General features: G+C 44.4%; 30 protein-coding genes. 25 read left to right on the forward strand and 5 right to left on the reverse strand.

What is annotated here, in order from left to right; translation table 11 throughout:
* Nucleotides 1-45: 45 nt before the first annotated feature.
* From Q5C82_RS14770 to Q5C82_RS14785, 4 genes are all read left to right on the forward strand, one after another.
* The gene (locus tag Q5C82_RS14770; protein ID WP_003225146.1) at nucleotides 46-972 is read left to right on the forward strand and encodes an ABC transporter ATP-binding protein; all 927 of its coding nucleotides are present in this window, start codon (nucleotides 46-48) and stop codon (nucleotides 970-972) included.
* Nucleotides 965-1,732 carry an ABC transporter permease gene (locus tag Q5C82_RS14775; RefSeq protein ID WP_003225147.1) on the forward strand — a complete coding sequence of 256 codons (768 nt, stop codon included), beginning with the start codon at nucleotides 965-967 and terminating at the stop codon, nucleotides 1,730-1,732. The genes Q5C82_RS14770 and Q5C82_RS14775 overlap by 8 nt, the downstream gene beginning before the upstream one ends.
* A gap of 94 nt (nucleotides 1,733-1,826) precedes the next feature.
* Entirely contained in the window at nucleotides 1,827-2,162 is a 336-nt protein-coding gene (locus Q5C82_RS14780; protein WP_003225151.1) for a hypothetical protein, read from the forward strand.
* Nucleotides 2,163-2,291: 129 nt separating this feature from the next.
* Nucleotides 2,292-3,437 (forward strand): acyl-CoA dehydrogenase family protein, encoded by a 1,146-nt coding sequence (locus Q5C82_RS14785; RefSeq protein WP_003225152.1) that lies wholly within the window; start codon nucleotides 2,292-2,294, stop codon nucleotides 3,435-3,437.
* Between the two features lie 23 nt (nucleotides 3,438-3,460).
* On the opposite strand, the gene fbpB is transcribed toward Q5C82_RS14785, so the two are convergent.
* Both fbpB and Q5C82_RS14795 read right to left on the reverse strand, forming a co-directional pair.
* The gene (gene fbpB, locus Q5C82_RS14790) at nucleotides 3,461-3,640 is read right to left on the reverse strand and encodes a Fur-regulated basic protein FbpB (RefSeq protein ID WP_079996291.1); all 180 of its coding nucleotides are present in this window, start codon (nucleotides 3,638-3,640) and stop codon (nucleotides 3,461-3,463) included.
* A complete protein-coding gene (locus tag Q5C82_RS14795) occupies nucleotides 3,594-3,758 on the reverse strand; it encodes a Fur-regulated basic protein FbpA (RefSeq protein ID WP_003225157.1) in 165 nt (54 codons plus the stop codon). The genes fbpB and Q5C82_RS14795 overlap by 47 nt, the downstream gene beginning before the upstream one ends.
* A 246-nt stretch (nucleotides 3,759-4,004) precedes the next feature.
* Between Q5C82_RS14795 and Q5C82_RS14800 the strand changes: the two genes are divergently transcribed.
* Nucleotides 4,005-4,877 (forward strand): cation diffusion facilitator family transporter, encoded by an 873-nt coding sequence (locus Q5C82_RS14800; RefSeq protein ID WP_003225159.1) that lies wholly within the window; start codon nucleotides 4,005-4,007, stop codon nucleotides 4,875-4,877.
* A 14-nt stretch (nucleotides 4,878-4,891) separates the two neighbouring features.
* On the opposite strand, the gene Q5C82_RS14805 is transcribed toward Q5C82_RS14800, so the two are convergent.
* Nucleotides 4,892-5,212: a thioredoxin family protein gene (locus Q5C82_RS14805; RefSeq protein ID WP_003225161.1), complete on the reverse strand. Its 321-nt coding sequence runs from the start codon at nucleotides 5,210-5,212 to the stop codon at nucleotides 4,892-4,894.
* A 153-nt stretch (nucleotides 5,213-5,365) separates the two neighbouring features.
* Here Q5C82_RS14805 and Q5C82_RS14810 point away from each other — a divergent pair, with 153 nt between their 5' ends.
* From Q5C82_RS14810 to Q5C82_RS14830, 5 genes are all read left to right on the forward strand, one after another.
* Nucleotides 5,366-6,451 carry a D-alanine--D-alanine ligase gene (locus Q5C82_RS14810; protein WP_003225163.1) on the forward strand — a complete coding sequence of 362 codons (1,086 nt, stop codon included), beginning with the start codon at nucleotides 5,366-5,368 and terminating at the stop codon, nucleotides 6,449-6,451.
* 74 nt (nucleotides 6,452-6,525) lie between these two features.
* Nucleotides 6,526-7,899 carry a UDP-N-acetylmuramoyl-tripeptide--D-alanyl-D-alanine ligase gene (gene murF / locus Q5C82_RS14815; protein ID WP_003225166.1) on the forward strand — a complete coding sequence of 458 codons (1,374 nt, stop codon included), beginning with the start codon at nucleotides 6,526-6,528 and terminating at the stop codon, nucleotides 7,897-7,899.
* A gap of 403 nt (nucleotides 7,900-8,302) precedes the next feature.
* Nucleotides 8,303-9,787, forward strand: coding sequence for an ATP-dependent RNA helicase CshA (gene cshA, locus Q5C82_RS14820; RefSeq protein ID WP_003225168.1), 1,485 nt, complete (start codon nucleotides 8,303-8,305; stop codon nucleotides 9,785-9,787).
* A gap of 171 nt (nucleotides 9,788-9,958) precedes the next feature.
* The gene (locus Q5C82_RS14825; RefSeq protein WP_003225170.1) at nucleotides 9,959-10,438 is read left to right on the forward strand and encodes a PH domain-containing protein; all 480 of its coding nucleotides are present in this window, start codon (nucleotides 9,959-9,961) and stop codon (nucleotides 10,436-10,438) included.
* Nucleotides 10,428-11,909 (forward strand): PH domain-containing protein, encoded by a 1,482-nt coding sequence (locus Q5C82_RS14830; protein WP_020861274.1) that lies wholly within the window; start codon nucleotides 10,428-10,430, stop codon nucleotides 11,907-11,909. Before Q5C82_RS14825 ends, Q5C82_RS14830 begins: the two co-directional genes overlap by 11 nt.
* On the opposite strand, the gene Q5C82_RS14835 is transcribed toward Q5C82_RS14830, so the two are convergent.
* Complete coding sequence (locus Q5C82_RS14835; protein WP_003225175.1) at nucleotides 11,906-12,505, reverse strand: rhomboid family intramembrane serine protease; 600 nt, start codon at nucleotides 12,503-12,505, stop codon at nucleotides 11,906-11,908. The genes Q5C82_RS14830 and Q5C82_RS14835 overlap by 4 nt on opposite strands.
* A 94-nt stretch (nucleotides 12,506-12,599) precedes the next feature.
* Between Q5C82_RS14835 and acpS the strand changes: the two genes are divergently transcribed.
* The 14 genes from acpS (at nucleotide 12,600) to Q5C82_RS14905 (ending at nucleotide 23,407) form a co-directional block, all read left to right on the forward strand.
* On the forward strand, nucleotides 12,600-12,965 hold the full coding sequence (gene acpS, locus Q5C82_RS14840; RefSeq protein ID WP_003225177.1) for a holo-ACP synthase: 366 nt from the start codon (nucleotides 12,600-12,602) through the stop codon (nucleotides 12,963-12,965).
* A gap of 164 nt (nucleotides 12,966-13,129) precedes the next feature.
* Nucleotides 13,130-14,146, forward strand: a complete 1,017-nt coding sequence (locus Q5C82_RS14845) for an outer membrane lipoprotein carrier protein LolA (protein ID WP_072181690.1) — start codon at nucleotides 13,130-13,132, stop codon at nucleotides 14,144-14,146.
* 114 nt (nucleotides 14,147-14,260) lie between these two features.
* The gene (alr, locus tag Q5C82_RS14850) at nucleotides 14,261-15,430 is read left to right on the forward strand and encodes an alanine racemase (protein ID WP_003225181.1); all 1,170 of its coding nucleotides are present in this window, start codon (nucleotides 14,261-14,263) and stop codon (nucleotides 15,428-15,430) included.
* Nucleotides 15,431-15,545: 115 nt separating this feature from the next.
* The gene (gene endB / locus Q5C82_RS14855; RefSeq protein ID WP_003225183.1) at nucleotides 15,546-15,827 is read left to right on the forward strand and encodes a type II toxin-antitoxin system antitoxin EndoAI; all 282 of its coding nucleotides are present in this window, start codon (nucleotides 15,546-15,548) and stop codon (nucleotides 15,825-15,827) included.
* A 4-nt stretch (nucleotides 15,828-15,831) separates the two neighbouring features.
* A complete protein-coding gene (ndoA, locus tag Q5C82_RS14860) occupies nucleotides 15,832-16,182 on the forward strand; it encodes a type II toxin-antitoxin system endoribonuclease NdoA (RefSeq protein ID WP_003156187.1) in 351 nt (116 codons plus the stop codon).
* A gap of 117 nt (nucleotides 16,183-16,299) precedes the next feature.
* Nucleotides 16,300-17,124 (forward strand): RsbT co-antagonist protein RsbRA, encoded by an 825-nt coding sequence (gene rsbRA / locus Q5C82_RS14865; RefSeq protein ID WP_003225186.1) that lies wholly within the window; start codon nucleotides 16,300-16,302, stop codon nucleotides 17,122-17,124.
* Between the two features lie 4 nt (nucleotides 17,125-17,128).
* Nucleotides 17,129-17,494 (forward strand): RsbT antagonist protein RsbS, encoded by a 366-nt coding sequence (rsbS, locus tag Q5C82_RS14870; protein WP_003225190.1) that lies wholly within the window; start codon nucleotides 17,129-17,131, stop codon nucleotides 17,492-17,494.
* Nucleotides 17,495-17,497: 3 nt separating this feature from the next.
* Nucleotides 17,498-17,899 carry a serine/threonine-protein kinase RsbT gene (gene rsbT, locus Q5C82_RS14875; protein WP_003225192.1) on the forward strand — a complete coding sequence of 134 codons (402 nt, stop codon included), beginning with the start codon at nucleotides 17,498-17,500 and terminating at the stop codon, nucleotides 17,897-17,899.
* An 11-nt stretch (nucleotides 17,900-17,910) separates the two neighbouring features.
* Nucleotides 17,911-18,918, forward strand: a complete 1,008-nt coding sequence (rsbU, locus tag Q5C82_RS14880; protein ID WP_003225194.1) for a phosphoserine phosphatase RsbU — start codon at nucleotides 17,911-17,913, stop codon at nucleotides 18,916-18,918.
* Between the two features lie 61 nt (nucleotides 18,919-18,979).
* On the forward strand, nucleotides 18,980-19,309 hold the full coding sequence (gene rsbV / locus Q5C82_RS14885) for an anti-sigma factor antagonist RsbV (RefSeq protein ID WP_003225196.1): 330 nt from the start codon (nucleotides 18,980-18,982) through the stop codon (nucleotides 19,307-19,309).
* Nucleotides 19,306-19,788 carry an anti-sigma B factor RsbW gene (rsbW, locus tag Q5C82_RS14890; protein ID WP_003225198.1) on the forward strand — a complete coding sequence of 161 codons (483 nt, stop codon included), beginning with the start codon at nucleotides 19,306-19,308 and terminating at the stop codon, nucleotides 19,786-19,788. Before rsbV ends, rsbW begins: the two co-directional genes overlap by 4 nt.
* On the forward strand, nucleotides 19,754-20,542 hold the full coding sequence (gene sigB / locus Q5C82_RS14895; protein ID WP_003225200.1) for an RNA polymerase sigma factor SigB: 789 nt from the start codon (nucleotides 19,754-19,756) through the stop codon (nucleotides 20,540-20,542). Before rsbW ends, sigB begins: the two co-directional genes overlap by 35 nt.
* The gene (rsbX, locus tag Q5C82_RS14900) at nucleotides 20,542-21,141 is read left to right on the forward strand and encodes a phosphoserine phosphatase RsbX (RefSeq protein ID WP_003225202.1); all 600 of its coding nucleotides are present in this window, start codon (nucleotides 20,542-20,544) and stop codon (nucleotides 21,139-21,141) included. The genes sigB and rsbX overlap by 1 nt, the downstream gene beginning before the upstream one ends.
* A 106-nt stretch (nucleotides 21,142-21,247) precedes the next feature.
* Nucleotides 21,248-23,407, forward strand: coding sequence for a Tex family protein (locus Q5C82_RS14905; RefSeq protein ID WP_003225205.1), 2,160 nt, complete (start codon nucleotides 21,248-21,250; stop codon nucleotides 23,405-23,407).
* Nucleotides 23,408-23,416: 9 nt separating this feature from the next.
* Here Q5C82_RS14905 and cmpA read toward each other — a convergent pair whose 3' ends face one another.
* Complete coding sequence (gene cmpA / locus Q5C82_RS14910) at nucleotides 23,417-23,530, reverse strand: cortex morphogenetic protein CmpA (protein WP_003225207.1); 114 nt, start codon at nucleotides 23,528-23,530, stop codon at nucleotides 23,417-23,419.
* 103 nt (nucleotides 23,531-23,633) lie between these two features.
* Between cmpA and Q5C82_RS14915 the strand changes: the two genes are divergently transcribed.
* Complete coding sequence (locus Q5C82_RS14915; protein ID WP_003225209.1) at nucleotides 23,634-24,086, forward strand: SprT family protein; 453 nt, start codon at nucleotides 23,634-23,636, stop codon at nucleotides 24,084-24,086.
* Nucleotides 24,087-24,260: the final 174 nt, after the last annotated feature.

Consider the following 24,260-nt stretch of genomic DNA (forward strand, 5'->3'; position numbering starts at 1 on the left):
TTTTTGGGCACTGTTTATTTTTTGTCGAAAAAGGAGGAAGGCTTTATGGCTGAGCCGATTTTACATATTGAAGGCCTCGATAAAAAGATTGGGTCTAAACAAATTTTAAAACAGATCAGCATGGACGTCATGGAGGGTGAAATCATCGGCCTGCTCGGTCCGAATGGTTCCGGAAAAACGACACTCATCCGTATCATCGTCGGGCTGTTAAAACAAAACAACGGAAGTGTAACAATCAGTGGTTTTCAACATGATACAGAGTTTGAAAAAGCGATGGAAGCGGTTGGAGCGATCGTCGAAAATCCTGAGTTCTATCCGTACCTGACAGGATGGGAAAACCTTAAGCACTTTGCGAATATGCACAAAAAAATAGCGGATGAACGGCTTGATGAAGTAGTGGAACGTGTAGGGCTGACATCGGCGATTCATGATAAGGTGAAAACCTATTCCCTCGGCATGCGCCAGCGTCTTGGTATTGCACAGGCGATTCTTCACCGGCCAAAGCTTCTTATTTTAGATGAACCGACAAATGGTCTTGATCCCGCCGGCATGAAGGATTTTCGCGATCATATTAAGGAGCTCGCAGAAAAGGAAGGAACAGCAGTCCTGTTCGCCACTCACTTGTTGCGTGAGGTTGAAGATCTGTGTGACCGTGTCATCATCATTCAAAAAGGTGAGATCAAAGCGGAAGTCAGCTTACATGGAACAGATCAAAAGACAGAAAAAGCGATCATTGAAGTGCAGCCGGAAGAAAAAGCGCTCAATTGGCTGGCAGGCAATCAATATCAAGCAGAGCGGCAAGACGGGGCGATTGTTGTTGAGGTAGCAAAAGAAAACATTCCAGAGCTGAACCGTTCACTTGTAGGACAAGACCTGAATGTCTTTTCCATTACGCCTTATACGCAATCACTTGAAGATGAATTCATAAAAGCGACAACTGCTCATCAAGAGGAGGGAGAAGAGCTTGTCTAAATTAATTTGGAATGAACATATGAAACTTTTTAATCGAAAGGTCACGTTGGTATCTCTTATCCTGATGGCGGTCTTTCAATTTTTCATGGCCTTGATCATTAAACGGATTGTTATCAGTGCCGGAACGGATGAAAACTTCATCGGCTATTTATCGTATACACCGAGCCTGAACATCCTGCTGCAAGCTTTAACAATCGTGATTGCAGCGACGATTGTTTCGATGGAATTTGATAAAAAGACGATCAAATTTTTGCTCATCCGTCCTGTTAAACGCCAAAAGGTTTTTTGGTCAAAATTAATCACAGTCGTGATGGTCAGCTTTTATTTGTATCTGGCATACTACATTTTGGCATTATTATTCGGTCTCGTCTTTTTCGGCACATCCGTGAGCGCGGAATCAAAGACATTGCTGATCAACACCTTGGCGCTGATCGGCTCAAACTGGCTTGAAGCCGTAATGATGGGATTATTCGGGCTGCTTTGTTCTTCACTGTTCCGCAACAGCGCGGTAGCAGTTGTCGTTTCTTTTGTCGTTTTATACGGAGCGAGTACACTTGTCCAGCTCATGAAGCTCTTTGAAAACAAATGGGGCAGCTTTTTGCTTTTTGCCAATACTGACTTTACGCAATACAGAAGCGGAGCGACAGCGTTGTTTTCCGGCATGACACCATTATTTTCAGTAGGGATTATCATCATCCATGCGATATTCTTCATCGCCGTTGGCTGGTGGTGCTTCTGTAAACGGGATGTCCGAGTGTAAAGGCAAGGAATGACATTTTTGTGAAAAAGCTCACGTAAATCAATATCATTTGATATTTTGGTTTATACTAAAGGTACTGACGGAGGTGTCTCGATTGAGGAACTTTATTACCGCTTTACCGATTGTATTGCTGCTTGGATTCTCATTTGTGTCATTCATGTTTCAGTTTGAACATCTTGTTTATTTCAGACTCGCGCTTGGGTTGTTTTCTCTCGTGGGGCTGTACATGATATATAAAATGAAGACGGGCATTCGTTATTTTATCATCTACCTGTATGCCAGCTGGATTGTGCTTGCAGCAGTGACTGCTTTTGAAGAGCCGATTTTCTCGAGCTTTTTCTTTGGCGGCCTGGTGATGACAATGGGTTACCTGACATATATGCTGATTTATCTCGGCATGAAACAAGACCGGGATGCAAATCCTGTGTAATCGCGCTGTTTCCTTAGGGGAACGGCGTGTTTTTCTATACCGGACAAAAGGTTAACAGTTGCGGAATAATGGCAGGAAATCTATAATACATATTAAATTTATCGGAATTAAAACTTGGGGGTCTGCCGGATGTCATTATTTATACAAAACGATCAACAGCGGCAATGGATGGAGAAAATCGGACGAATTGCGGATGAATTTCAGCAAACAGCAGCTGAAGATGACGAACAGGGACGTTTTCCTGTAGAAAAAATACAAAAACTGCGTGATGCTGGGTATACGGCATTAACATTGCCGGCATCCCATGGAGGGGGGGGCATTTCTGTATACGATATGCTCCTGTTTCAAGAACGGCTGGCGCGGGGAGATGCTCCTGCAGCACTGAGCATCGGCTGGCATTTGAGCGTAATCGGAGAGCTCGGAGAAGGCAACAGCTGGGATAAAGACGTGTTTGCGTATATTGCAAAAGAAGTTCAAAACGGAGCTGTCATTAACAGGGCAGCGACAGAAGCGCAAACCGGAAGCCCGACAAGAGGAGGGCGTCCCGGTACAAACGCCGTCAAAAAAGATGGCAAATGGGCAGTGAACGGAAGAAAAACCTTTACGACGATGTCACAAGCACTGGATTATTTTCTAGTGACGGCATGGATTGAGGAGAAACAAACAACAGGCGTGTTTCTCATTCATAAAGATGATCCCGGTTTGTCGATTGAAGAAACGTGGGATATGATGGCGATGCGGGCGACTGGAAGTCATGACCTTGTACTGAATGCGGTAACGCTTGATGAGGAGAAACTGGTGGAATTGCTTCAAGGGCCTCGGGGAGCTAAGCCGAATGGCTGGCTGCTTCACATTCCGGCGATTTATCTTGGCATTGCTCAAGCAGCGCGAGACTATGCGGTGCAATTTGCATCTGAGTATTCTCCAAACAGTTTGAAGGGACCGATCAAGAATGTTCCGGCTGTACAGCAAAGAACAGGCGAAATGGAGCTTGAACTGCTCAATGCCAGACATTTTCTTTTCCATACCGCTCAATTGTATGACGATCCGGAGCGCCGCCCTCACTTGAGAAGCGAGCTCGGTGCGGCGAAACATATCGTCACAAATGCTGCGCTGTCTGTTGTCGATAAAGCGATGAGAATTGTCGGCGCCAAAAGCCTTGAAAGAACCAACCCGCTTCAGCGCTATTACCGTGATGTGCGCGCCGGTCTCCATAACCCGCCGATGGATGACGCGGTGATCCAAAAGCTGGCCGCGGAAGCGTTTGATTCATGAAAAAAGAGCCTTCCCGGCTCTTTTTATGTATTGCTTTGCTCTTGTAGATTTTTTTGATGCTTGCGGTCGATCCTGTCATAAATGACGTTCATCAGCTTTGGATTGCCCATAATCGCCTCTTTGTTTTCCTGGATCAGCTGTTGGTAGGTTTTTACTTTACGCTTCGGCATGCTCCGGCGCCCTCCTGACATGTTTGTATTCACTTTCTAACTCCGTAAGCGACAATTCATACAAATGACGCTTTGACTTTTTGTATATACCATTCTGTATTAACAGATGAATGAGCTGTTTTTTTCTGATTTCTGCAGACTGAGGTGTCATTGTGTCACCAACCTCCAATCAAACGATATTGATAATCATTATCAACTAACTTCAGTATACAATGTCCACAATAGCCTGTAAAGGTGAAAACAGTCCTATTCTTTCTTGATTTGGCAAACTTTCAATAGATCGACAAAAAGTTTCCCGGGCAATAATTTGCTGTCGAAATGTCCCTCTTATGAATGTTGCCGCTCTATTTTTTATGTTTTGAACCATACTATGTAATAGAATGGAGGCTGGTATTCAATGGAGCGGACAGAAAATCTGAAAAAAGGAGAAAAAGGGGCGCTCCTCAATATTTTGGCATATGTCATCCTTGCTGTTGTGAAGCTTGTAATCGGAATTCTATATCATTCCGAAGCGCTGAGAGCAGACGGATTAAATAATGGAACAGATATCGTTGCGTCAGTAGCCGTACTGATTGGATTGCGTATTTCCCAAAGGCCGGCTGACAGCGATCATCCATATGGCCATTATCGGGCTGAAACGATTTCGTCTCTTGTTGCGTCTTTTATTATGATGGTTGTCGGCATTGAAGTGTTAATCGGCGGAGGTAGAGCGATTACGGGCGGAACAACGGAAACGCCAAGTCTTATCGCTGCATGGACGGCGTTAGGCAGTGCTGTGTTTATGTATGGCATCTATTTATATAACAAAAGGCTGGCAGCATCCATTAAAAGCTCTGCTCTGATGGCAGCGGCAAAGGACAGCAGGTCAGACGCTTTTGTAAGTGCCGGAGCATTTATCGGTGTGTTGTCATCCCAGCTGCAGCTTCCGTGGATCGATCCGGTAACGGCTTTTATCATCGGTATCATCATCTGCAAGACGGCGTGGGAAATCTTTAAAGACGCTTCACATTCTTTAACAGACGGTTTTCATTTAAAAGATCTTGAGCCTTACAAACAGACCGTGGGCAGAATCGAGAATGTACATCGTCTAAAAGATGTGAAAGCGAGGTATCTAGGAAGCACAGTTCATATCGAAATGGTCATTACAGTTGATCCGAAGCTTACAGTAGAAGAAGGCCATGGAGTGGCAGATGAAGTAGAAGACAAAATAAAACATGAACACGATGTGACTCATGTTCATGTTCATGTAGAGCCTGACGACATAAAATAAGGCTGTTTAACGAATTAGCTTATATGTTCAGATAAAAATTCAGTCACTTCTTCAGGCGTTTTGGCATTGGCGCTGTGAAGGTGAGCTGTTTTTTCACCGTTTTTGAAGATAAGTAAGCTAGGAATACCCATTACTTGGTATTTTTCAGCCAGTTCAGGAAGCTCGTCCTTATTCAGCTCATACCAATCGTTTTGATTGTACTCTTCCAAAATATCGCCGATGAACATATTCATGCGTGTGCAGTCTGGGCACCAATCAGCATAAAACTTTACGATAATTTCTTTATCAGATTGAATCAGTTCATTAAATTGTTCGTTTGTCGTGATTTTTTTCATATGTCACATCTCCTTTTCAATGCCATTTTAATATAAAATAAAAAGGAATTACATACAAATGCATTCAACATCAGCATGCCCAAAAATAATTAGATCATTTTCTTGTGAAAGTGATAAGATAGTAAAGATGAATTGTAGTGGGGGGAGTATCCATTGAAAACAAGTCTAGGATTAGTGTACGGAGGAAAGTCGGCAGAACATAATGTTTCCCTGCAGACAGCTCTGGCTGTAATCAAAGCGCTAAATACTGAGAAGTTTGATATACATCCGATTTATATAACAGAAAAAGGCGAATGGGTAAAAGGCGCCCGTTTAACTGAGCCTGTTTCAAACGTGAAAATGCTTCAATTTGAGCAAGGAGGCAGTGCTTTTTCTCCAGCTGCCCTAAACCAAGAGATGTTTCCGCAGGAAGCGTCACAGCAAAATGAAGCCATCGACGTCGTATTCCCGCTCCTCCACGGACCGAACGGAGAAGACGGTACGATCCAAGGAATGCTCGAACTGTTGAATATTCCTTATGTCGGCAACGGTGTGCTTGCTTCCTCAGCTGGCATGGATAAAGTTGTTATGAAACATTTGTTCGCGCAGGCCGGCCTTGCTCAGGCTAAATACGCAGCTTTCCTTAAGAAAGATTGGACTCGTTCTCCGGAAGAAAGCTGTGAGCAGGTCGAACAGGAATTAGGCTATCCTTGCTTCGTAAAACCGGCGAACCTGGGTTCAAGTGTTGGAATCAGCAAATGCCGAAACCGTGAAGAACTGCAAAAAGCGTTTGAGCTTGCATTCCAATATGACCGCAAAGTCGTCGTTGAAGAAGGAATTAACGGCCGTGAAATCGAAATCGGCGTTCTTGGAAATGACGATCCTAAATGCTCTGTTGTGGGAGAAATCGCACCGAAGACAGATTTCTACGATTACAAAGCGAAATATGAGGATGGAGACACTGATCTGATGATTCCGGCGCATGTGACCGACGAGGAATACGCGAAAATCAGTGAGATGGCGATTAAGGCATTTAAAGCAATCGATGGGTCAGGACTCGTCAGAGCGGACTTCTTCCTGACAGCTGACGGCGAAGTTCTGATCAATGAAGTCAACACAATGCCTGGCTTTACACCTTTCAGCATGTTCCCGCTGCTCTGGAAAGAGGCTGGAGTGGAATACGCTGACCTGATTGAACAGCTTGTGGAGCTTGCAAAAGAACGCCATGCTGAAAAACAATTAATTAAGCATACATTCTAATAATGAACATGGACACTGCCGGTAAGAGGGCAGTGTCTTTTCCCGTATATCCAAAAGAAAGAGAGGGACCTCACTTGATTAAACGAACAGTAAAGAACATTGCCAAGATGGTCAAAGGCACACTGACAAATCCGCAATATGAACAAACAGTCATTCATGGAGTGGCAACTGATACAAGAAAACTGGAACAACATCAGCTTTTCATCCCGCTGAAAGGGGAACATTTTAACGGCCACACTTTTGTGCCGCAGGCTTTTGAAGCCGGTGTGGCAGCCGTTCTTTGGGATCGGTCAGAACCAAATCCGCCCGAGAATCAAGCCGTCATCTTAGTGGATGACACCCTTTCCGCTCTTCAGCAGCTTGCAAAAGCTTATTTGCAGGAGCTTGGCACACGTGTCATCGGGGTAACCGGAAGCAATGGCAAAACGACAACGAAAGATATGATTCACGCCGTCCTGGGAACCCGGTACCGTGTCCACAAAACAGGAGGAAACTTCAATAATCACATCGGTCTGCCGCTGACGGTTTTAGCCATGCCTGAAGATACGGAGATCGCTGTATTGGAGATGGGAATGAGCGCCAAAGGAGAAATTGATCTCCTGTCCCGCCTGGCAAACCCGGATGCGGCAGTCATTACGAATATCGGCGAATCCCACATGCAAGACCTTGGCTCAAGAGAAGGCATCGCGGAGGCGAAGCTAGAAATCATTAATGGGCTAAAAGAAGACGGAGTGCTGATTTATATCGGGGACGAACCGCTCCTTCAAAAAACATACAGCTGCCAAACGAAAACGTACGGAGCAGGAGCGCAAAATGATTATCAGCTTCAGGATGTCAGCCAGAGTGAGGAAGGAACTCATTTTACAATCAAAGGAATGGAAAAAACGTTTTTTATTCCGATACTCGGCAAGCACAATGTCATGAACGCCATGGCTGCGATTGCTGCTGGGGCTTATTTCGGCATTACGCCTGAGGATGCAGCAAAGGGACTGAGCGGACTAAAGGTAACCGGCATGAGACTTGAACTCATCAAAACAGACAGCGGCATATCGATAATCAATGACGCTTATAATGCGAGTCCGACTTCCATGAAGGCTGCCATTCAATTGACAGAAAGCCTTGAAGGCTACGGAAAAAAAATGCTCGTACTCGGCGATATGCTTGAACTCGGCGATCTTGAAGAAACGTTCCATAAAGAGTGCGGCGCCGTGATCAGCCCTGAGAAAATCGATCGTGTCTTTACGTACGGAAAACTGGGAGCATTTATTGCGGAAGGCGCACTGAAACACTTTGAGAAAGAACGCGTCAGCCATTACACTGAGAAAAAAGATCTCCTCCAAGCTGTGAAGGAAAACGCGTCAAAAGGAGATTTAATTTTATTCAAAGCGTCCAGAGGTATGAAGCTTGAAGAAATCGTTAAAGATTTAATAGAGAGCCCGCTTTCATAAGAAAAAATCTTTCAGAAAAACGCAGATTGCATCATAAAATAACATGTTGTGCAAACACTAATGTATGCCGGCCAGAAATTATGTATATCTGGCCGGCTGCGGCTATGATACAATAGATATAGGTTATTTCGCGATACGAACATATTCGTCCGGACTTTCATCCGCCGACCCGAAGTTCTCCGCCGGACATGGGAGCGGATGGAGCAGCAGCCGGCCCGGCATATTCGAGAAGCCGATCTGCTTCTCATCTTATTGAAAAACAAATAGTGTAATGGTAAGATAAAACTTAAAGTAATTCGGGCTTTGTATACGGATGGATCCTGTCCTTTTTGTCTAAAGGGCAGTTTTATAAGTGGTAAATCACGACATTACTGAAACAGCAATTAGAAGGAGTTTGAATAATTTGACTATAACGTTTCAAGATTTTAATTTAAGTTCTGATCTCATGAAAGCAATTAATCGTATGGGATTTGAAGAAGCAACACCGATTCAGGCACAAACGATACCGCTCGGACTTTCAAATAAAGACGTCATCGGACAAGCGCAAACAGGTACAGGTAAAACAGCTGCGTTTGGTATACCCCTTGTTGAAAAAATTAACCCCGAGTCTCCTAATATTCAAGCAATCGTAATCGCACCAACCCGTGAATTAGCCATTCAAGTATCTGAAGAATTATATAAAATCGGACAAGATAAGCGTGCGAAGGTTCTTCCTATTTACGGCGGACAGGATATTGGACGACAAATCCGGGCGTTAAAGAAAAATCCGCATATCATTGTCGGAACACCTGGACGTCTTCTTGACCACATCAACCGCCGCACAATTCGTTTAAACAATGTAAACACTGTTGTAATGGATGAAGCGGATGAAATGCTGAACATGGGATTCATTGATGACATTGAATCTATTCTTTCAAACGTGCCGAGCGAGCATCAGACACTTCTGTTCTCTGCTACAATGCCAGCGCCGATCAAACGCATTGCAGAGCGCTTCATGACTGAACCGGAGCACGTAAAGGTAAAAGCAAAAGAAATGACGGTTTCTAACATTCAGCAGTTCTACTTAGAAGTGCAAGAGCGCAAAAAATTCGATACACTGACTCGTCTTCTTGACATTCAGTCTCCTGAGCTTGCAATCGTATTCGGACGTACAAAGCGCCGTGTCGATGAGCTGGCTGAAGCTCTGAACCTTCGCGGATATGCGGCTGAAGGAATTCATGGTGACTTAACGCAGGCGAAACGTATGGTTGCGCTACGCAAATTTAAAGAAGGCGCAATCGAAGTTCTTGTCGCAACTGATGTTGCCGCTCGCGGACTTGATATCTCAGGCGTCACACACGTGTATAACTTCGACGTGCCTCAAGATCCTGAAAGCTACGTTCACCGTATCGGAAGAACAGGCCGCGCAGGTAAAACAGGTATGGCGATGACGTTCATCACACCGCGTGAAAAAAGCATGCTTCGCGCAATTGAACAAACAACGAAACGCAAAATGGACCGCATGAAGGAGCCAACACTTGATGAGGCGTTAGAAGGCCAGCAGCAGGTTACGGTTGAACGTCTTCGCACGACAATCAGCGAAAATAACTTGAACTTCTACATGACAGCGGCAGCTGAGCTGCTTGAAGATCATGATGCAGTGACAGTGGTTGCAGCGGCTATCAAAATGGCTACAAAAGAGCCAGATAACACGCCTGTTCGCTTAACGGACGAAGCGCCGATGGTCAGCAAACGCTACAAGAACCAGCGCTCTTCTAAACGCAGAGACGGACAAGGCGGCGGCTACCGCGGCGGAAAAGGGAAAAACAACAACCGTTCTTCCTATGATAAAAAGCGTTCAAACGATCGCCGTTCTTCAGGTGACAGACGCCAGAAAAAATCTTACTAATTCTATCGATTGAAAGCCCAAAACATAGCGTTTTGGGCTTTTTTATGTTCACGATTGGCTATTCAGCAAACTTTCAGCTGACGGATGCCGTTTTTCTCTGTATGCTTAAGAATGAAACCTTTCTGTATAAGAGACGTATAAGTAACGACGAAAAAACGGGAGGTAGGTATTTTGAGAGACCAGCCAAAAAACCAAATCAGTCCAGACGGATTAAAGGTTTGGCGACTTCAAGAAGTCATCATATCCGCTGTCTGCTTGCTTATGGTCATAGCAGTTGCAGTATTAAGCTATTATTTTCATTGGCCGTACTGGATCAGCGGCGGGCTCGGCGCGGCTTGGCTGCTGGGTTCGCTTGTGACGGTCTTTATCATTCCAAAGATCCGTCATAAAGTGTGGCGCTATGAAGTCCATGAACATGAAATAGATATCCAGTCAGGTATTTTTGTGGTGACGCGTGTGATTGTCCCGATGGTCAGAGTTCAGCACGTCGATACGTCTCAAGGGCCGTTATTGAAAAAGTACAACCTGGCAACCGTAAAAATTTCCACGGCCGCGACCGTTCACTCGATCCCCGCTTTAGCGATGGAGGAAGCAGATCGGCTAAGAGACTCCATTTCCCGTCTTGCAAGGGTGACTGACGATGATGTCTGAACCGAAACGCCTGCACCCGGCGGCAGTCATTTTGAATTTATGCCATACCATTATTCAAACGATAAAAAATATCATTCTGCCATTCTTTTTTGTATATATCGTCAATTCGAACAATACTGTCCGTTTTTACGGAGCCATTGCGCTGGGTGTGCTGTTTATCTGGCTTATAGCCGCAAGCATCATCAAATGGAGAAGGTTTACCTATCGAATTGAAAATGATGAATTTAGAATCGAAGAAGGTTTGTTTGTCACGAAAAAGCGATACATATCGATCGATCGGATTCAAACAATGAATACGAGCGCGGGCGTGATCCAGCAAATCTTTAAGCTTGTGAAGCTGCAAATCGAAACGGCAGGCGGAGGCAAGGAGGCGGAAGCTGTTCTATCTGCTATTTCTGTTGAAGAAGCCGAACGCATCAAGGAAGCCGTCTTTAAGAAAAAAGCGCAAAGGCACGAAAGCGAACAAGAGGAAGAATGGCTTGCAGCTGAGCAGGAGTTCATTCCGGCCGTTGAGCCGCAAGAGCACTATCGCATGAACGTGAAAGAATTGCTCATGGCCGCTTCTACCTCCGGCGGAATCGGGGTGATTATCTCCGCTGTATTTGCGCTTTTTACCCAGATTGACGAAGTGCTGCCGATGGATTGGTTTTTCGATAAATTTTCCTTCCTTCAGCACGCGAGCATCGGCATTTATGCGGTACTCATTTTTATTGGTTTATTTATCGCCTGGGTGTCCAGCATCGCCGGTATGATGTTTAAATACGCGAACTTTCAAATCATAAAAAAAGAGCAGGAATTGGTGATTTCAAGGGGAATTATTGAAAAACATCAAGTCACGATTCCGCTTCGAAAAATACAAGCCATTAAAATAAAAGAAAACATCATCCGCCAGCTTTTCGGCTTTGTGACGGTGTCCATCGTTAGCGCGGGCGGCGGCGACCGGGAAAAAGAAGAGGGCGCTTTGACCATTCTTTTTCCGATGATTCATAAAAAAAAGCTTCCGCACATGCTTCGGACATTTACGCCGGAATATACGCTGGAAGAAAACGTCCGCCGTCTGCCGCGGCGCGCGTTGAAACGATATCTGTTCCGTTCCGTCATTTTTTCACTCTTTTTGATTATCCCCTTATGTATCTTTTTTCAGCCATGGGGCTATCTGTCGATCATCCTGCTGCCGATTGAATTGTTCTTTGGCTACCTCGCATATAAGGATACAGCATGGACGATCAACGAGGACCGTCTTCAGCTGACGTCAAGATTTATCGGCAGAACAACCGCGATTGTGTTGAGAAGGCGGATGCAGATTTGCAAGTTCAGCCAATCCTATTTTCAAAAGAAAGGTCGCCTGTATACCATTTCTACCTCGGTCAAATCATCAAGCCATATGGAAGAATTAACGGTGAGGGATGTAGGGGAAGAGGATGCAGACTCCATTTTAAATTGGTATTCATATGAAAAAGCGGACGGTTAATACCGCCGCTCTTTTTTTTGCACACATAAAAACGAGAGCAGAAACCCGCCGCAAAGTCCAAACAGATGGGCCATCATGTTAATATTGGAGTTGATAAACGACATGAGAACGGCAAATGCGAGCAGTGTGAGAATCATTTTGGAATGCTCTTGCCCGATCAGCTCTTTGCGAAATAGAACCATAAACAGGTACACGCCGAACAGCCCGAAAATCGCGCCGGAAGCCCCGACATGCACGTAATCAAGCGGCTCTGTAACATATGTGCCGATATTGCCGATGATGCCGGAGCCAGCGTACACAAGAAGGAAACGCGCTTTTCCCAGCATGCGTTCCAAAGCCGGGGCAAATAAAAAGATGGACATTGAATTGAACAGCAGATGGGTAAAACCGGCGTGCAGCAAAACAGGAGTGATCAGCCGCCACCATTCACCGTTTGCGACGCCTAAATTATAGCCTGTGACCGCATCTCTCCATAACACGACTGAATGGACAGGAAGTGAAAAAAACAGCCAGAGAACAGCTTGCAAGGCCAATATAAAGGTGACAATGGGATAAAGCCTGATAAACGTTTGAAAATTTTCGGTCCGTATAAACATTCCGAGCCCCTTTTCTTCATTTTGGTATTTCTATAGTAACACGTTTATGAGACAAACCTTTCAAATAGTACGTACGCAAAGGAGGTTATCACACATGATTTACGGCATTGGACTAGACATCACCGAGCTTAAACGGATCGCTTCTATGGCTGGACGTCAAAAAAGATTTGCTGAGCGGATTTTGACACAAAGCGAGCTTGACCACTATCAAGAGCTTTCAGAGAAAAGAAAAATCGAATTTCTCGCGGGCAGATTTGCGGCAAAAGAAGCATTCTCGAAAGCATATGGCACCGGTATAGGGAAGCAGCTCAGTTTTCAGGACATTGAAATTAAGAAAGACCAAAATGGCAAGCCTTATATCATTTGCGCGAAGTTGAGTCAGGCCGCCGTTCACGTATCGATCACTCATACAAAGGAATACGCGGCCGCGCAGGTTGTCATTGAAAGGTTGTCAAGCTAGTCTGCATATTAGGGAAACCCCACTCATATATTTGATAGTGCATTAAGGGAGACAAGTTGTTTGAGGCTTTTATGGTACGCATCCGTTCTGCCTAACGTGTACCGAGCGTACCGTTAAAGTCAAACAAGCGATTTCTTCCTTTTACATCAATTGAGAAAAAGGGGTTGAAAAAGGTGAGAAAAAGCTTTGTTTTGCTTTTAACGGGACTGCTTGCTGTCCTTATTCTTTCTGCCTGCGGGCAAAAAACGCAGCAAGATATTGTGACCGGTTTAGATGAAAAGGCGAAAGAATACACCTCGTACAAAGCAAAAGCAAAAATGACCATCGAGACAGGGAGTGAGCCTCAAGTATACAATGTGGAAATCTGGCACAAAAAGCCGTCTCTGTACAGAGTTTATTTAGAAAATCCGAAAAAGGACCAAAATCAAGTCATTTTACGAAATGAAAACGGAGTATTTGTTCTCACGCCGTCTTTAAATAAGAGCTTCAGGTTTCAAAGCGACTGGCCGAACAACAGCAGCCAGGTCTACTTGTTTGAATCGCTCGTAAAGGATGTTCAAAACGACTCGGATGCAGTTTTCACTGCCAAAGAAAAGAAATACGTATTCGAAACTAAAACGAACTATCAGCATAACAAAATGCTGCCAACGCAAGAAATCACGTTTAACAAAAAAGATATGAGCCCGTCATCTGTCAAAGTCATGGATACAGACCGAAAAGTCATGGTGAAAGTAGAATTCAGCAGCTTTGAATTTAATAAACAATTCGACAAAGAATCATTTGACGAAAAGAAAAATATGACTCTTTCCCAAATGGATGTCGCCACAAGTGCGAAGCCATCCGATACGTTCGCGGTCAAAACGCCGCTAGAACTGCCGCTAGGCGTAAAGCTGCTTGAAGAAAAAGATATTTCTACTGAAGACGGGAAGCGGATCATCATGACCTACGGAGGAGAAAAATCATTCACCTTAATTCAGGAAAAAGCTCAGATTGCCAAAGCTTCTTCCTCAGTTACGATGAACGGCGAACCGGTAAATCTCGGCTACACCATCGGCGCCTTGTCGGATGCATCATTATCATGGACTTATGACGGTGTAGATTACCTTCTCTCCTCTAAAGACCTTTCTAAAGAGGAAATGGTGACAGTCGCGAAAAGCATGCAGGGACAATCATCTAAATAACCGCAAAAGGCCAAACATGATTTGGCCTTTTTTTCGTTAGGCATCGTTTCCCTTTGTCCTTTAATTTTAGTATGATATGTAAATGATATTGAATAAAAGCTAGGAAGTGTCATTATGAGCACAAAACCTTTTTACAGAGATACGTGGGCGGAAATCGACTTGTCCGCGATAAAAGAAAATGTCAGCAACATGAAAAAACATATCGGAGAACATGTCCACCTGATGGCAGTTGTAAAAGCAAACGCCTACGGGCATGGTGATGCAGAAACAGCAAAGGCGGCGCTTGACGCAGGCGCTTCATGTTTGGCCGTAGCTATTTTGGATGAAGCGATTTCGCTGCGCAAGAAGGGCTTGAAGGCGCCTATATTGGTGCTCGGCGCGGTTCCCCCGGAGTATGCGGAAATCGCGGCTGAATATGACCTGACATTAACAGGTTATTCTGTTGAATGGCTTCAGGAAGCCGCCCGCCACATGAAAAAAGGTTCTCTTCATTTTCATTTGAAGGTCGATACGGGGATGAACCGGCTAGGGGTAAAAACGGAAGAAGAAGTTCATCACGTGATGGCGATTCTTGACCGCAACCCCCGTTTAAAATGCAAAGGGGTATTTACTCATTTTGCGACAGCGGATGAAAAAGAAAGAGGCTATTTTTTAATGCAGTTTGAGCGCTTCAAAGAACTGATTGCTCCGCTCCCGCTAAAAAAAATGATGGTCCACTGCGCGAACAGCGCCGCCGGCCTTCGTCTGAAAAAAGGCTTTTTCAACGCGGTTAGATTCGGCATTGGCATGTACGGCCTCCGTCCGTCAGCCGACATTACGGATGAAATACCGTTTGAGCTGCACCCTGCGTTTACCTTGCATTCGACGCTATCTCATGTCAAATTGATCAGAAAAGGTGAGAGCGTCAGCTATGGAGCGGAATACACAGCGGAAAAAGACACATGGATCGGGACGGTGCCTGTCGGCTATGCGGACGGCTGGCTTCGAAAATTGAAAGGAACCGAGATTCTTGTGAAAGGTAAGCGGCTGAAAATCGCCGGCCGAATCTGCATGGACCAATTTATGGTGGAGCTGGATCAGGAATATCCGCCAGGCACAAAAGTGACATTAATAGGCCGGCAAGGGGATGAATACATTTCCATGGATGAGATTGCAGGCAGGCTCGAAACGATCAACTACGAGGTGTCTTGTACAATTAGTTCCCGTGTTCCCCGTATGTTTTTGGAAAATGGGAGTATAATGGAAGTAAGAAATCCTTTATTGCAGGAAAATACAAGCAAATAGCTCATCTCAATGGAGAATTCATAAAACAGCTTTGCTTGAAGAGTGAATAATGGTATCATTATCACTGGATGGATAAAAGAGTCGTATCCGTAAGTTTGGTGGAGGTGTATGTTTTTTGTCTGAATCCAGCGCAAGAACCGAAATGAAAATCAGCTTGCCCGAAAACCTAGTAGCTGAATTGGATGGTGTAGCGATGCGGGAGAAACGAAGCAGAAACGAACTGATATCACAAGCAGTGAGAGCGTATGTCAGCGAACGAACAACTCGTCACAACCGTGATTTGATGAGACGCGGCTATATGGAAATGGCGAAAATCAACCTGAATATTTCTTCTGAGGCTCACTTTGCGGAGTGCGAGGCTGAAACGACAGTTGAGCGCTTAGTCAGCGGAGGATAATCATTTGATTGTGAAACGCGGCGATGTTTATTTTGCTGATTTATCTCCTGTTGTTGGCTCAGAGCAAGGCGGGGTGCGCCCGGTTTTAGTGATCCAAAATGACATCGGAAATCGCTTCAGCCCAACTGCTATTGTTGCAGCCATAACAGCACAAATACAGAAAGCGAAATTACCAACCCACGTCGAAATCGATGCAAAACGCTACGGTTTTGAAAGAGATTCCGTTATTTTGCTGGAGCAAATTCGGACGATTGACAAGCAAAGATTAACGGATAAGATTACTCATCTGGATGATGAAATGATGGATAAGGTTGATGAAGCCTTACAAATCAGTTTGGCACTCATTGATTTTTAGTAATATTTGCCTGGTTGCTCAAATAGAGCAACTTTTTTTGTTTTCAAAAAACATAAACGATATAATAGTGAAATAACGTAAAAAAATATGTTGTTTTTTATTGGGAGGTAAGCGAATTTGATGTCGAATCAGACTGTATACCAGTTCATTGCCGAGAATCAAAATGAACTGCTCCATTTGTGGACTGACACACTAAAAGAATTAAGCGAACAAGAATCATATCAGCTGACTGACCAAGTGTATGAAAATATATCTAAAGAGTATATCGACATTCTTCTCTCATCTGTTAAGGATGACAGCGCTGCTGAAAGCCAAATCAGCGAACTGGCGCTTAGAGCCGTTCAAATAGGGCTTTCTTTGAAGTTTTTGGCTACGGCGCTGGCTGAATTCTGGAAGCGTCTCTACACGAAGATGAACGATAAGAGATTGCCAGATCAAGAGAGTACAGAATTAATCTGGCAGATCGACCGCTTTTTCAGCCCGATTAATACAGAAATCTTTAACCAATACTCAATCTCATGGGAAAAAACAGTATCCCTGCAAAAAATCGCGCTGCAGGAGTTATCAGCTCCGCTCATTCCGGTGTTTGAAAATATCACCGTGATGCCGCTTGTCGGAACAATTGATACCGAACGTGCTAAACGAATTATGGAGAACTTGCTTAATGGCGTTGTTAAACACCGTTCCCAAGTCGTGCTGATTGATATTACCGGTGTACCTGTTGTCGATACGATGGTTGCCCATCATATTATTCAGGCGTCAGAAGCGGTAAGGCTTGTCGGAGCGAAATGCCTGCTTGCCGGAATCCGTCCGGAAATTGCTCAGACCATCGTTAACCTTGGGATTGATTTATCCCAAGTTATTACTAAGAATACCCTGCAAAAAGGAATTCAAACAGCATTGGAAATGACAGATCGAAAAATTGTTTCATTGGGGGAATAACATTTTGAGACATCCGAAAATCCCGATCTTGAAACTGTATAATTGCTTATTAGTGTCCATTCAATGGGAACTTGATGACCAAACTGCATTAACCTTTCAAGAAGACTTATTAAATAAAATATACGAAACAGGTGCTAACGGAGTTGTCATTGACCTTACATCTGTGGACATGATTGATTCCTTTATCGCTAAAGTGCTGGGCGACGTGATCACGATGTCTAAACTAATGGGCGCAAAAGTGGTTTTGACGGGAATTCAGCCCGCTGTGGCAGTGACGCTGATTGAACTCGGAATCGCACTTGAGGAAATCGAAACTGCGCTCGACTTAGAGCAGGGGCTTGAGACATTGAAGCGGGAATTGGGGGAATAGCGAATGAACGACCAATCCTGTGTAAAGATCATGACAGAATGGGATATTGTGGCCGCCAGACAACTGGGACGAAACGTTGCAAAAGAACTGGGTTTCGGCACGGTAGACCAGGCTAGAATTACAACGGCTATTTCAGAATTAGCCAGGAACATTTATTTATATGCCGGTAAAGGCCAGATTGGAATTGAACAGGTCGCTGACAGAGGAAAAAAGGGCCTGAAAATCATAGCGGAAGACCAAGGACCGGGAATTCCTGATATCCGCAAGGTCATGGAAGACGGATTTTCAACGTCTGGCGGACTCGGAGCGGGACTTCCCGGCGTGAAAAGGCTGATGGATGAATTCAGTTTAAATTCCGTAGCGGGGGAAGGAACAGAGATACAAGCCATTAAATGGCTTCGGTAGGAGGTAAGAAAGTGGATTTTAGGGAGGTTATTGAGCAGCGGTATCATCAGCTGCTTAGTCGATATATAGCCGAATTAACAGAGACATCTTTATATCAAGCCCAAAAATTCAGCCGAAAAACAATTGAGCATCAAATTCCTCCGGAAGAAATCATCAGCATTCACCGAAAAGTGCTGAAGGAGCTGTATCCGAGTCTCCCGGAAGATGTTTTTCATTCGCTGGATTTTTTAATAGAAGTCATGATTGGATATGGAATGGCTTATCAGGAGCATCAAACCCTCAGGGGGATACAGCAGGAAATCAAATCAGAAATTGAAATCGCAGCAAATGTCCAGCAGACGCTGCTCGGAACAAAGATTCCGCAGGAAGAAGCGCTGGATATCGGCGCCATCAGTGTGCCCGCTAAACAGATGAGCGGTGATTACTACCACTTTGTCAAAGACAAGGAATCCATTAATATCGCAATCGCGGACGTGATCGGCAAAGGCATTCCGGCGGCTCTTTGTATGTCCATGATCAAATACGCGATGGACTCTTTGCCGGAAACGGGCATACACCCTTCTCAGGTGCTGAAAAATTTGAATCGGGTTGTTGAACAAAATGTGGATGCCAGTATGTTTATTACGATGCTTTATGCAAATTACAATATGGATAAGCATCAATTTACATATGCTTCAGCGGGACATGAACCGGGATTCTATTATTCTCAAAAAGACAACACGTTTTACGATTTAGAGGCCAAAGGACTCGTTCTCGGCATCTCGCAGGATTATGACTACAAACAATTCGATCAGCATCTCGATAAGGGCGATATGATTGTTTTATTTTCTGACGGCGTCACAGAATGCAGAACGGAAAACGGTTTCTTGGAGCGCCCTGATCTGCAAAAGCTTATTGAAGAACATATGTGTTCCTCCGCGCAGGAAATGGTCAAAAATATTTATGACAGCCTCCTCAAATTGCAGGACTTTCAGCTTCATGATGATTTTACGTTAATTGTTTTGCGAAGAAAGGTTTAGCGTCAGCCAGCCGGGGGTATAAGACAATTAGTGATTTGAAGGAAAATTTGAGGTGATATGAATGAATATAAATGTTGATGTAAAGCAAAATGTGAATGATATACAAGTAAACATTGCGGGAGAAATTGATGTGTATTCAGCTCCGGTGCTCAGAGAGAAGCTCGTTCCTCTGGCAGAACAAGGCGCTGATTTAAGAATTTGCCTGAAAGATGTCAGTTACATGGATAGTACTGGACTCGGTGTTTTTGTAGGCATCTTTAAAACAGTCAAAAAACAAGGCGGTTCGCTAAAACTTGAAAATCTTTCTGAGCGGCTGATCCGCCTGTTTGAGATTACAGGCTTAAAGGACATCATTGATATTTCTGCAAAGTCAGAAGGTGGAGTGCAATGAAGAATAACGCAGATTACATCGAAATGAAAGTGCCGGCCCAACCTGAATATGTAGGGATTATAAGGTTGACACTGTCAGGCGTCGCGAGCAGAATGGGCTATACGTACGATGAAATTGAAGATCTGAAAATCGCAGTAAGTGAAGCGTGTACAAATGCAGTTCAGCACGCTTATAAAGAAGACAAAAATGGGGAAGTGTCAATACGATTCGGTGTGTTCGAAGACCGTTTAGAAATCATTGTGGCGGATGAGGGAGACAGCTTTGATTTCGATCAAAAGCAGCAGGATCTAGGGCCGTACACACCTTCGCATACAGTTGATCAATTATCAGAAGGAGGGCTCGGTCTATATTTAATGGAAACGCTCATGGATGAAGTCAGAGTGCAAAATCACTCCGGTGTCACCGTAGCGATGACAAAGTATTTAAATGGGGAGCGAGTTGATCATGACACAACCATCAAAAACTACGAAACTAACTAAGGATGAAGTCGATCGGCTCATAAGCGATTACCAAACGAATCAAGATGAACAGGCTCAAGAAACGCTTGTGCGGGTGTATACAAATCTGGTTGATATGCTTGCGAAAAAATATTCAAAAGGCAAAAGCTTTCACGAGGATCTCCGTCAGGTCGGCATGATCGGGCTTCTCGGCGCGATTAAGCGATACGATCCCGTCGTCGGCAAATCGTTTGAAGCTTTTGCCATCCCGACAATTATCGGCGAGATTAAACGTTTCCTCAGAGATAAAACGTGGAGCGTTCATGTGCCAAGACGGATTAAAGAACTGGGTCCAAGAATCAAAATGGCGGTTGATCAGCTGACGACTGAAACACAAAGATCACCGAAAGTAGAAGAGATTGCAGAATTCCTCGATGTTTCAGAAGAAGAGGTTCTTGAAACAATGGAAATGGGTAAAAGCTATCAAGCCTTATCCGTTGACCACAGCATCGAAGCGGATGCGGATGGAAGCACCGTCACGATTCTTGATATCGTCGGATCACAGGAGGACGGATATGAGCGAGTCAATCAGCAAATGATGCTGCAAAGTGTGCTTCATGTCCTTTCAGACCGTGAAAAACAAATCATAGACCTTACGTATATTCAAAACAAAAGCCAAAAAGAAACTGGGGACATTCTGGGTATATCTCAAATGCACGTCTCGCGTCTGCAGCGCAAAGCTGTGAAGAAGCTCAGAGAGGCCTTGATTGAAGATCCCTCGATGGAGTTAATGTAATGATCCAGGTTGAAGAAAACGAGCATATTCAAACTCTTGTATACCAACTGAATAAAGAAGGCAAATCGATTTGCGGCGACAGCTTTTTTATGAAAGCTGATGATAAGGAGTTAATTTGTGCGGTAGCTGACGGACTTGGAAGCGGATCGCTTGCCAACGAATCTTCTGCAGCCATCAAAGACTTAGTGGAAAACTATGCGAACGAAGACGTACAAAGCATTATCGAACGCTGTAATCAGGCGATGAAAAACAAAAGAGGCGCTACAGCATCTATCCTGAAAATCAATTTTGAACAAAGGCAGTTTACGTACTGCTCTGTCGGAAACGTACGTTTTATTCTGCATTCCCCGTCTGGTGAAAGCTTTTATCCTCTGCCGATTTCAGGCTATTTATCAGGCAAGCCGCAAAAATACAAAACGCACACCGCCACCTATGAAAAGGGTTCAAAGTTCATTATACATACAGATGGACTCAACGTACCCGATATCCGCTCCCATTTGAAAAAAGGCCAATCGGTAGAAGACATATCGAATTCGCTGAAAATGTATACGACATCGAGAAAAGATGATCTGACCTATATTCTTGGACAGCTGTCCTAGAGAATAAGAAAAAGGAGAAGCCGGAATGCCGGCTTCTTTTTTTATGTGTTTTTTTCGGTTTTTGATACACTAGAGAAAGAACGACAAAATTGGAGGCTTTGGTTACATGGAAACGTCAGCCCTTTTAAAACAGCAAATTGCGAAAGAAATAGGTTTGTCACAAAAATACGTTGAAAGTGTCATCCGCCTGCTTGAGGACGGCAACACAGTCCCGTTTATCGCCCGATACCGAAAAGAGCAGACGGGGTCAATGGATGAGGTTCAGATTCAGACGATTTCTGAACGCTGGCAATACATACAAAACCTGAATCAGCGAAAAGAAGAAGTCATCAGGCTCATTGCGGAGCAGGATAAATTAACAGATGACGTAAAGCGAAAAATCGAGCAATCGGTGAAGCTTCAGGAAGTGGAAGACCTTTACCGCCCATATAAACAAAAACGCAAAACAAAGGCAACAGTCGCGAAAAGCAAAGGCCTCGAGCCGCTTGCCGACTATATCCTGACGCTTCCGCAAGATAACCGTCTGGCAGAAACCGCCGACCAATACATCAGCGAAGAAAAAGAAGTGTTCACACGGGAAGAAGCGATTGAAGGCGCCAAGCACATTATTGCGGAACAAATCTCAGACGAGCCAAGTTTCAGAAAGTGGATTCGCCAGGAAACCTTTAAAAGAGGAACCATTAAGTCTACAGCCGGAAAATCGGCAGACACAGACGAGAAAAATGTGTATGAAATGTATTACGAGTATGAAGAGCCAATTGCAAAAGTCGTTCCGCACAGGGTGCTGGCGATGAACCGCGGCGAAAAGGAAGACATTTTAAAGGTGTCTATCGAACCGCCTGCGGATCACATTAAGGCGTATTTAGAAAAACAGATCATCAAAAACCGCTCAACGTCCGTAAAAGAGATTTTGCAAGAAACGATTGAAGACAGCTATAAAAGACTGATCCAGCCGGCGATAGAGCGTGAAATCAGAAAAGAGCTGTCAGAAAAAGCGGATGAGCAGGCCATTCACATTTTCTCTGAGAACTTGAGAAAGCTTCTTCTGCAGCCGCCGATGAAAGGCAAAACAGTCCTCGGTGTTGACCCAGCTTTCCGAACTGGCTGTAAGCTCGCTGTGTCAGATGAGACCGGAAAAGTCTTGAAAATTGATGTCATCTATCCGCATGCGCCAGTCAACAAAACGAAAGAAGCCCATGAAAAAGTCAAAGTGATTCTCGAGCAGCATCAAGTCGAGATGGTGGCGATCGGAAATGGCACGGCATCAAGAGAAACAGAGCAGTTCATCGTCAATGTACTGAAGGACATGCCGCGGAAAATTTATTATGTGATCGTCAATGAAGCGGGAGCAAGCGTATATTCGGCTTCTGAGCTTGCCAGAGAAGAATTCCCTGAGCTTCAGGTTGAAGAGCGCAGTGCCGTATCTATTGCGCGAAGACTTCAAGACCCGCTGGCGGAACTCGTGAAAATCGATCCGAAATCTGTTGGCGTCGGACAGTATCAGCATGACGTCAGCCAAAAACGCTTAAATGAATCTCTGCGGTTCGTCGTCGAAACGGTCGTAAACCAGGTGGGAGTAAACGTCAACACAGCATCAGCCGCGCTGCTTCAATATGTAGCCGGATTATCGAAGTCTGTCGCAGGCAACGTTGTCAAAAAACGTGAGGAAATCGGGAAGTTTTCGAATCGAAAAGAACTGAAGGACATCCCGAGACTCGGTGCGAAAACCTATGAGCAATGTATCGGTTTCTTAAGAGTGCAGGAAGGGACAGAGCCTTTGGACAGAACGGGCATCCACCCGGAAAGTTATAAAGAAACAAAAGCACTATTGAAAAAGCTCGGTCTTTCAACGGAGCAAATCGGCACGGCGGAATTAAAGGATAAAATCAATCAGCTGGCGCTTTCTGAAACGGCACAAGAGCTGGGAATCGGAGAAATCACCCTGAAAGATATTTGTGAACAGTTGACAAGGCCGGAACGCGATCCCCGCGATGAGGTGCCTAAGCCGTTACTGAAAACAGACGTCCTTCAGCTGGAAGATTTAAAAGAGGGAATGGAGCTGCAGGGCACCGTGCGCAATGTAGTGGACTTCGGAGCGTTTGTTGATATCGGAGTCAAACAAGACGGGCTTGTGCATATCTCAAAACTCAGCAATCAATTCGTCAAGCATCCTCTTGATGTCGTATCCGTCGGCGATATTGTGACGGTTTGGGTTGACGGCGTAGATGTACAAAAAGGCAGAGTATCGCTGTCTATGGTAAAATAAAAGCACTGCTTACGAGCAGTGTTTTTTCCTATAGAAATACCAGCATTGATTCAGCAGTTTAATTTGGTAATTATCTTTTTCAAGGAACGCTTTTTGCATCTGTTTTTTAAGCCAATTTGGCATAGGCTCATTCCTCCTCAGCTTTTATCATAAGAGGGACGGTGATTACCATATTGTATGCGAACGGTGAATTGTCCCGTTCAATGTTTTTTAAGTGAGGTGCACCATGGATAACAAAGAGCTTCAAAAGCTGACAGAGGATATCTCTGAAACGTATTTTAAAAAGCCGTTCCGCCATCAGGCGCTTTTTAATGACAGGCTTAAAACGACGGGCGGAAGGTACCTGTTAACCTCCCATAACATTGAATTGAACAGAAAATATCTGATTGAACACGGCAGGGAGGAACTGATCGGCATCATCAAGCACGAGCTCTGCCATTATCATCTTCACCTTGAAGGAAAAGGGTACAAGCACAGAGACAGAGATTTTCGAACGCTGTTGCAGCAGGTCAACGCGCCAAGGTTCTGTACACCCCTTAAGAAAAAAACAGAAAACAAAAAAACTTATATGTATATCTGTACGGCGTGCGGCCAACAGTATATAAAGAAGCGTGCCATGAACCCTGACAGATACCGGTGCGGAAAATGCCGCGGAAAAATAAAAAGAATTTTTTCGTGAAAAAGGTTGACGAATATGGCAAGCCTATGTTACATTATAAAAGTCGTCACGAGAGATAAATAAAAACATTTACCTCTTGACACTGAAAATCAAGGCTGATATAATAAATCTTGTCTCATTATTCCACAGTAGCTCAGTGGTAGAGCTATCGGCTGTTAACCGATCGGTCGCAGG

Source organism: uncultured Bacillus sp., assembly GCF_958411575.1.
Classification (GTDB): Bacteria; Bacillota; Bacilli; order Bacillales; family Bacillaceae; genus Bacillus; species Bacillus spizizenii.

Coding starts and splice junctions, on each gene's coding strand:
- cmpA (WP_003225207.1), bottom strand. CDS start 23,530: ATGCCAAATTGGCTTAAAAAACAGATGCAAAAAGCGTTCCTTGAAAAA.
- Q5C82_RS14830 (WP_020861274.1), top strand. CDS start 10,428: ATGATGTCTGAACCGAAACGCCTGCACCCGGCGGCAGTCATTTTGAAT.
- sigB (WP_003225200.1), top strand. CDS start 19,754: ATGACACAACCATCAAAAACTACGAAACTAACTAAGGATGAAGTCGAT.
- Q5C82_RS14770 (WP_003225146.1), top strand. CDS start 46: ATGGCTGAGCCGATTTTACATATTGAAGGCCTCGATAAAAAGATTGGG.
- acpS (WP_003225177.1), top strand. CDS start 12,600: ATGATTTACGGCATTGGACTAGACATCACCGAGCTTAAACGGATCGCT.
- Q5C82_RS14905 (WP_003225205.1), top strand. CDS start 21,248: ATGGAAACGTCAGCCCTTTTAAAACAGCAAATTGCGAAAGAAATAGGT.
- rsbW (WP_003225198.1), top strand. CDS start 19,306: ATGAAGAATAACGCAGATTACATCGAAATGAAAGTGCCGGCCCAACCT.
- Q5C82_RS14915 (WP_003225209.1), top strand. CDS start 23,634: ATGGATAACAAAGAGCTTCAAAAGCTGACAGAGGATATCTCTGAAACG.
- rsbV (WP_003225196.1), top strand. CDS start 18,980: ATGAATATAAATGTTGATGTAAAGCAAAATGTGAATGATATACAAGTA.
- Q5C82_RS14800 (WP_003225159.1), top strand. CDS start 4,005: ATGGAGCGGACAGAAAATCTGAAAAAAGGAGAAAAAGGGGCGCTCCTC.
- rsbX (WP_003225202.1), top strand. CDS start 20,542: ATGATCCAGGTTGAAGAAAACGAGCATATTCAAACTCTTGTATACCAA.
- rsbT (WP_003225192.1), top strand. CDS start 17,498: ATGAACGACCAATCCTGTGTAAAGATCATGACAGAATGGGATATTGTG.
- alr (WP_003225181.1), top strand. CDS start 14,261: ATGAGCACAAAACCTTTTTACAGAGATACGTGGGCGGAAATCGACTTG.
- Q5C82_RS14835 (WP_003225175.1), bottom strand. CDS start 12,505: ATGTTTATACGGACCGAAAATTTTCAAACGTTTATCAGGCTTTATCCC.
- Q5C82_RS14805 (WP_003225161.1), bottom strand. CDS start 5,212: ATGAAAAAAATCACGACAAACGAACAATTTAATGAACTGATTCAATCT.
- Q5C82_RS14785 (WP_003225152.1), top strand. CDS start 2,292: ATGTCATTATTTATACAAAACGATCAACAGCGGCAATGGATGGAGAAA.
- Q5C82_RS14795 (WP_003225157.1), bottom strand. CDS start 3,758: ATGACACCTCAGTCTGCAGAAATCAGAAAAAAACAGCTCATTCATCTG.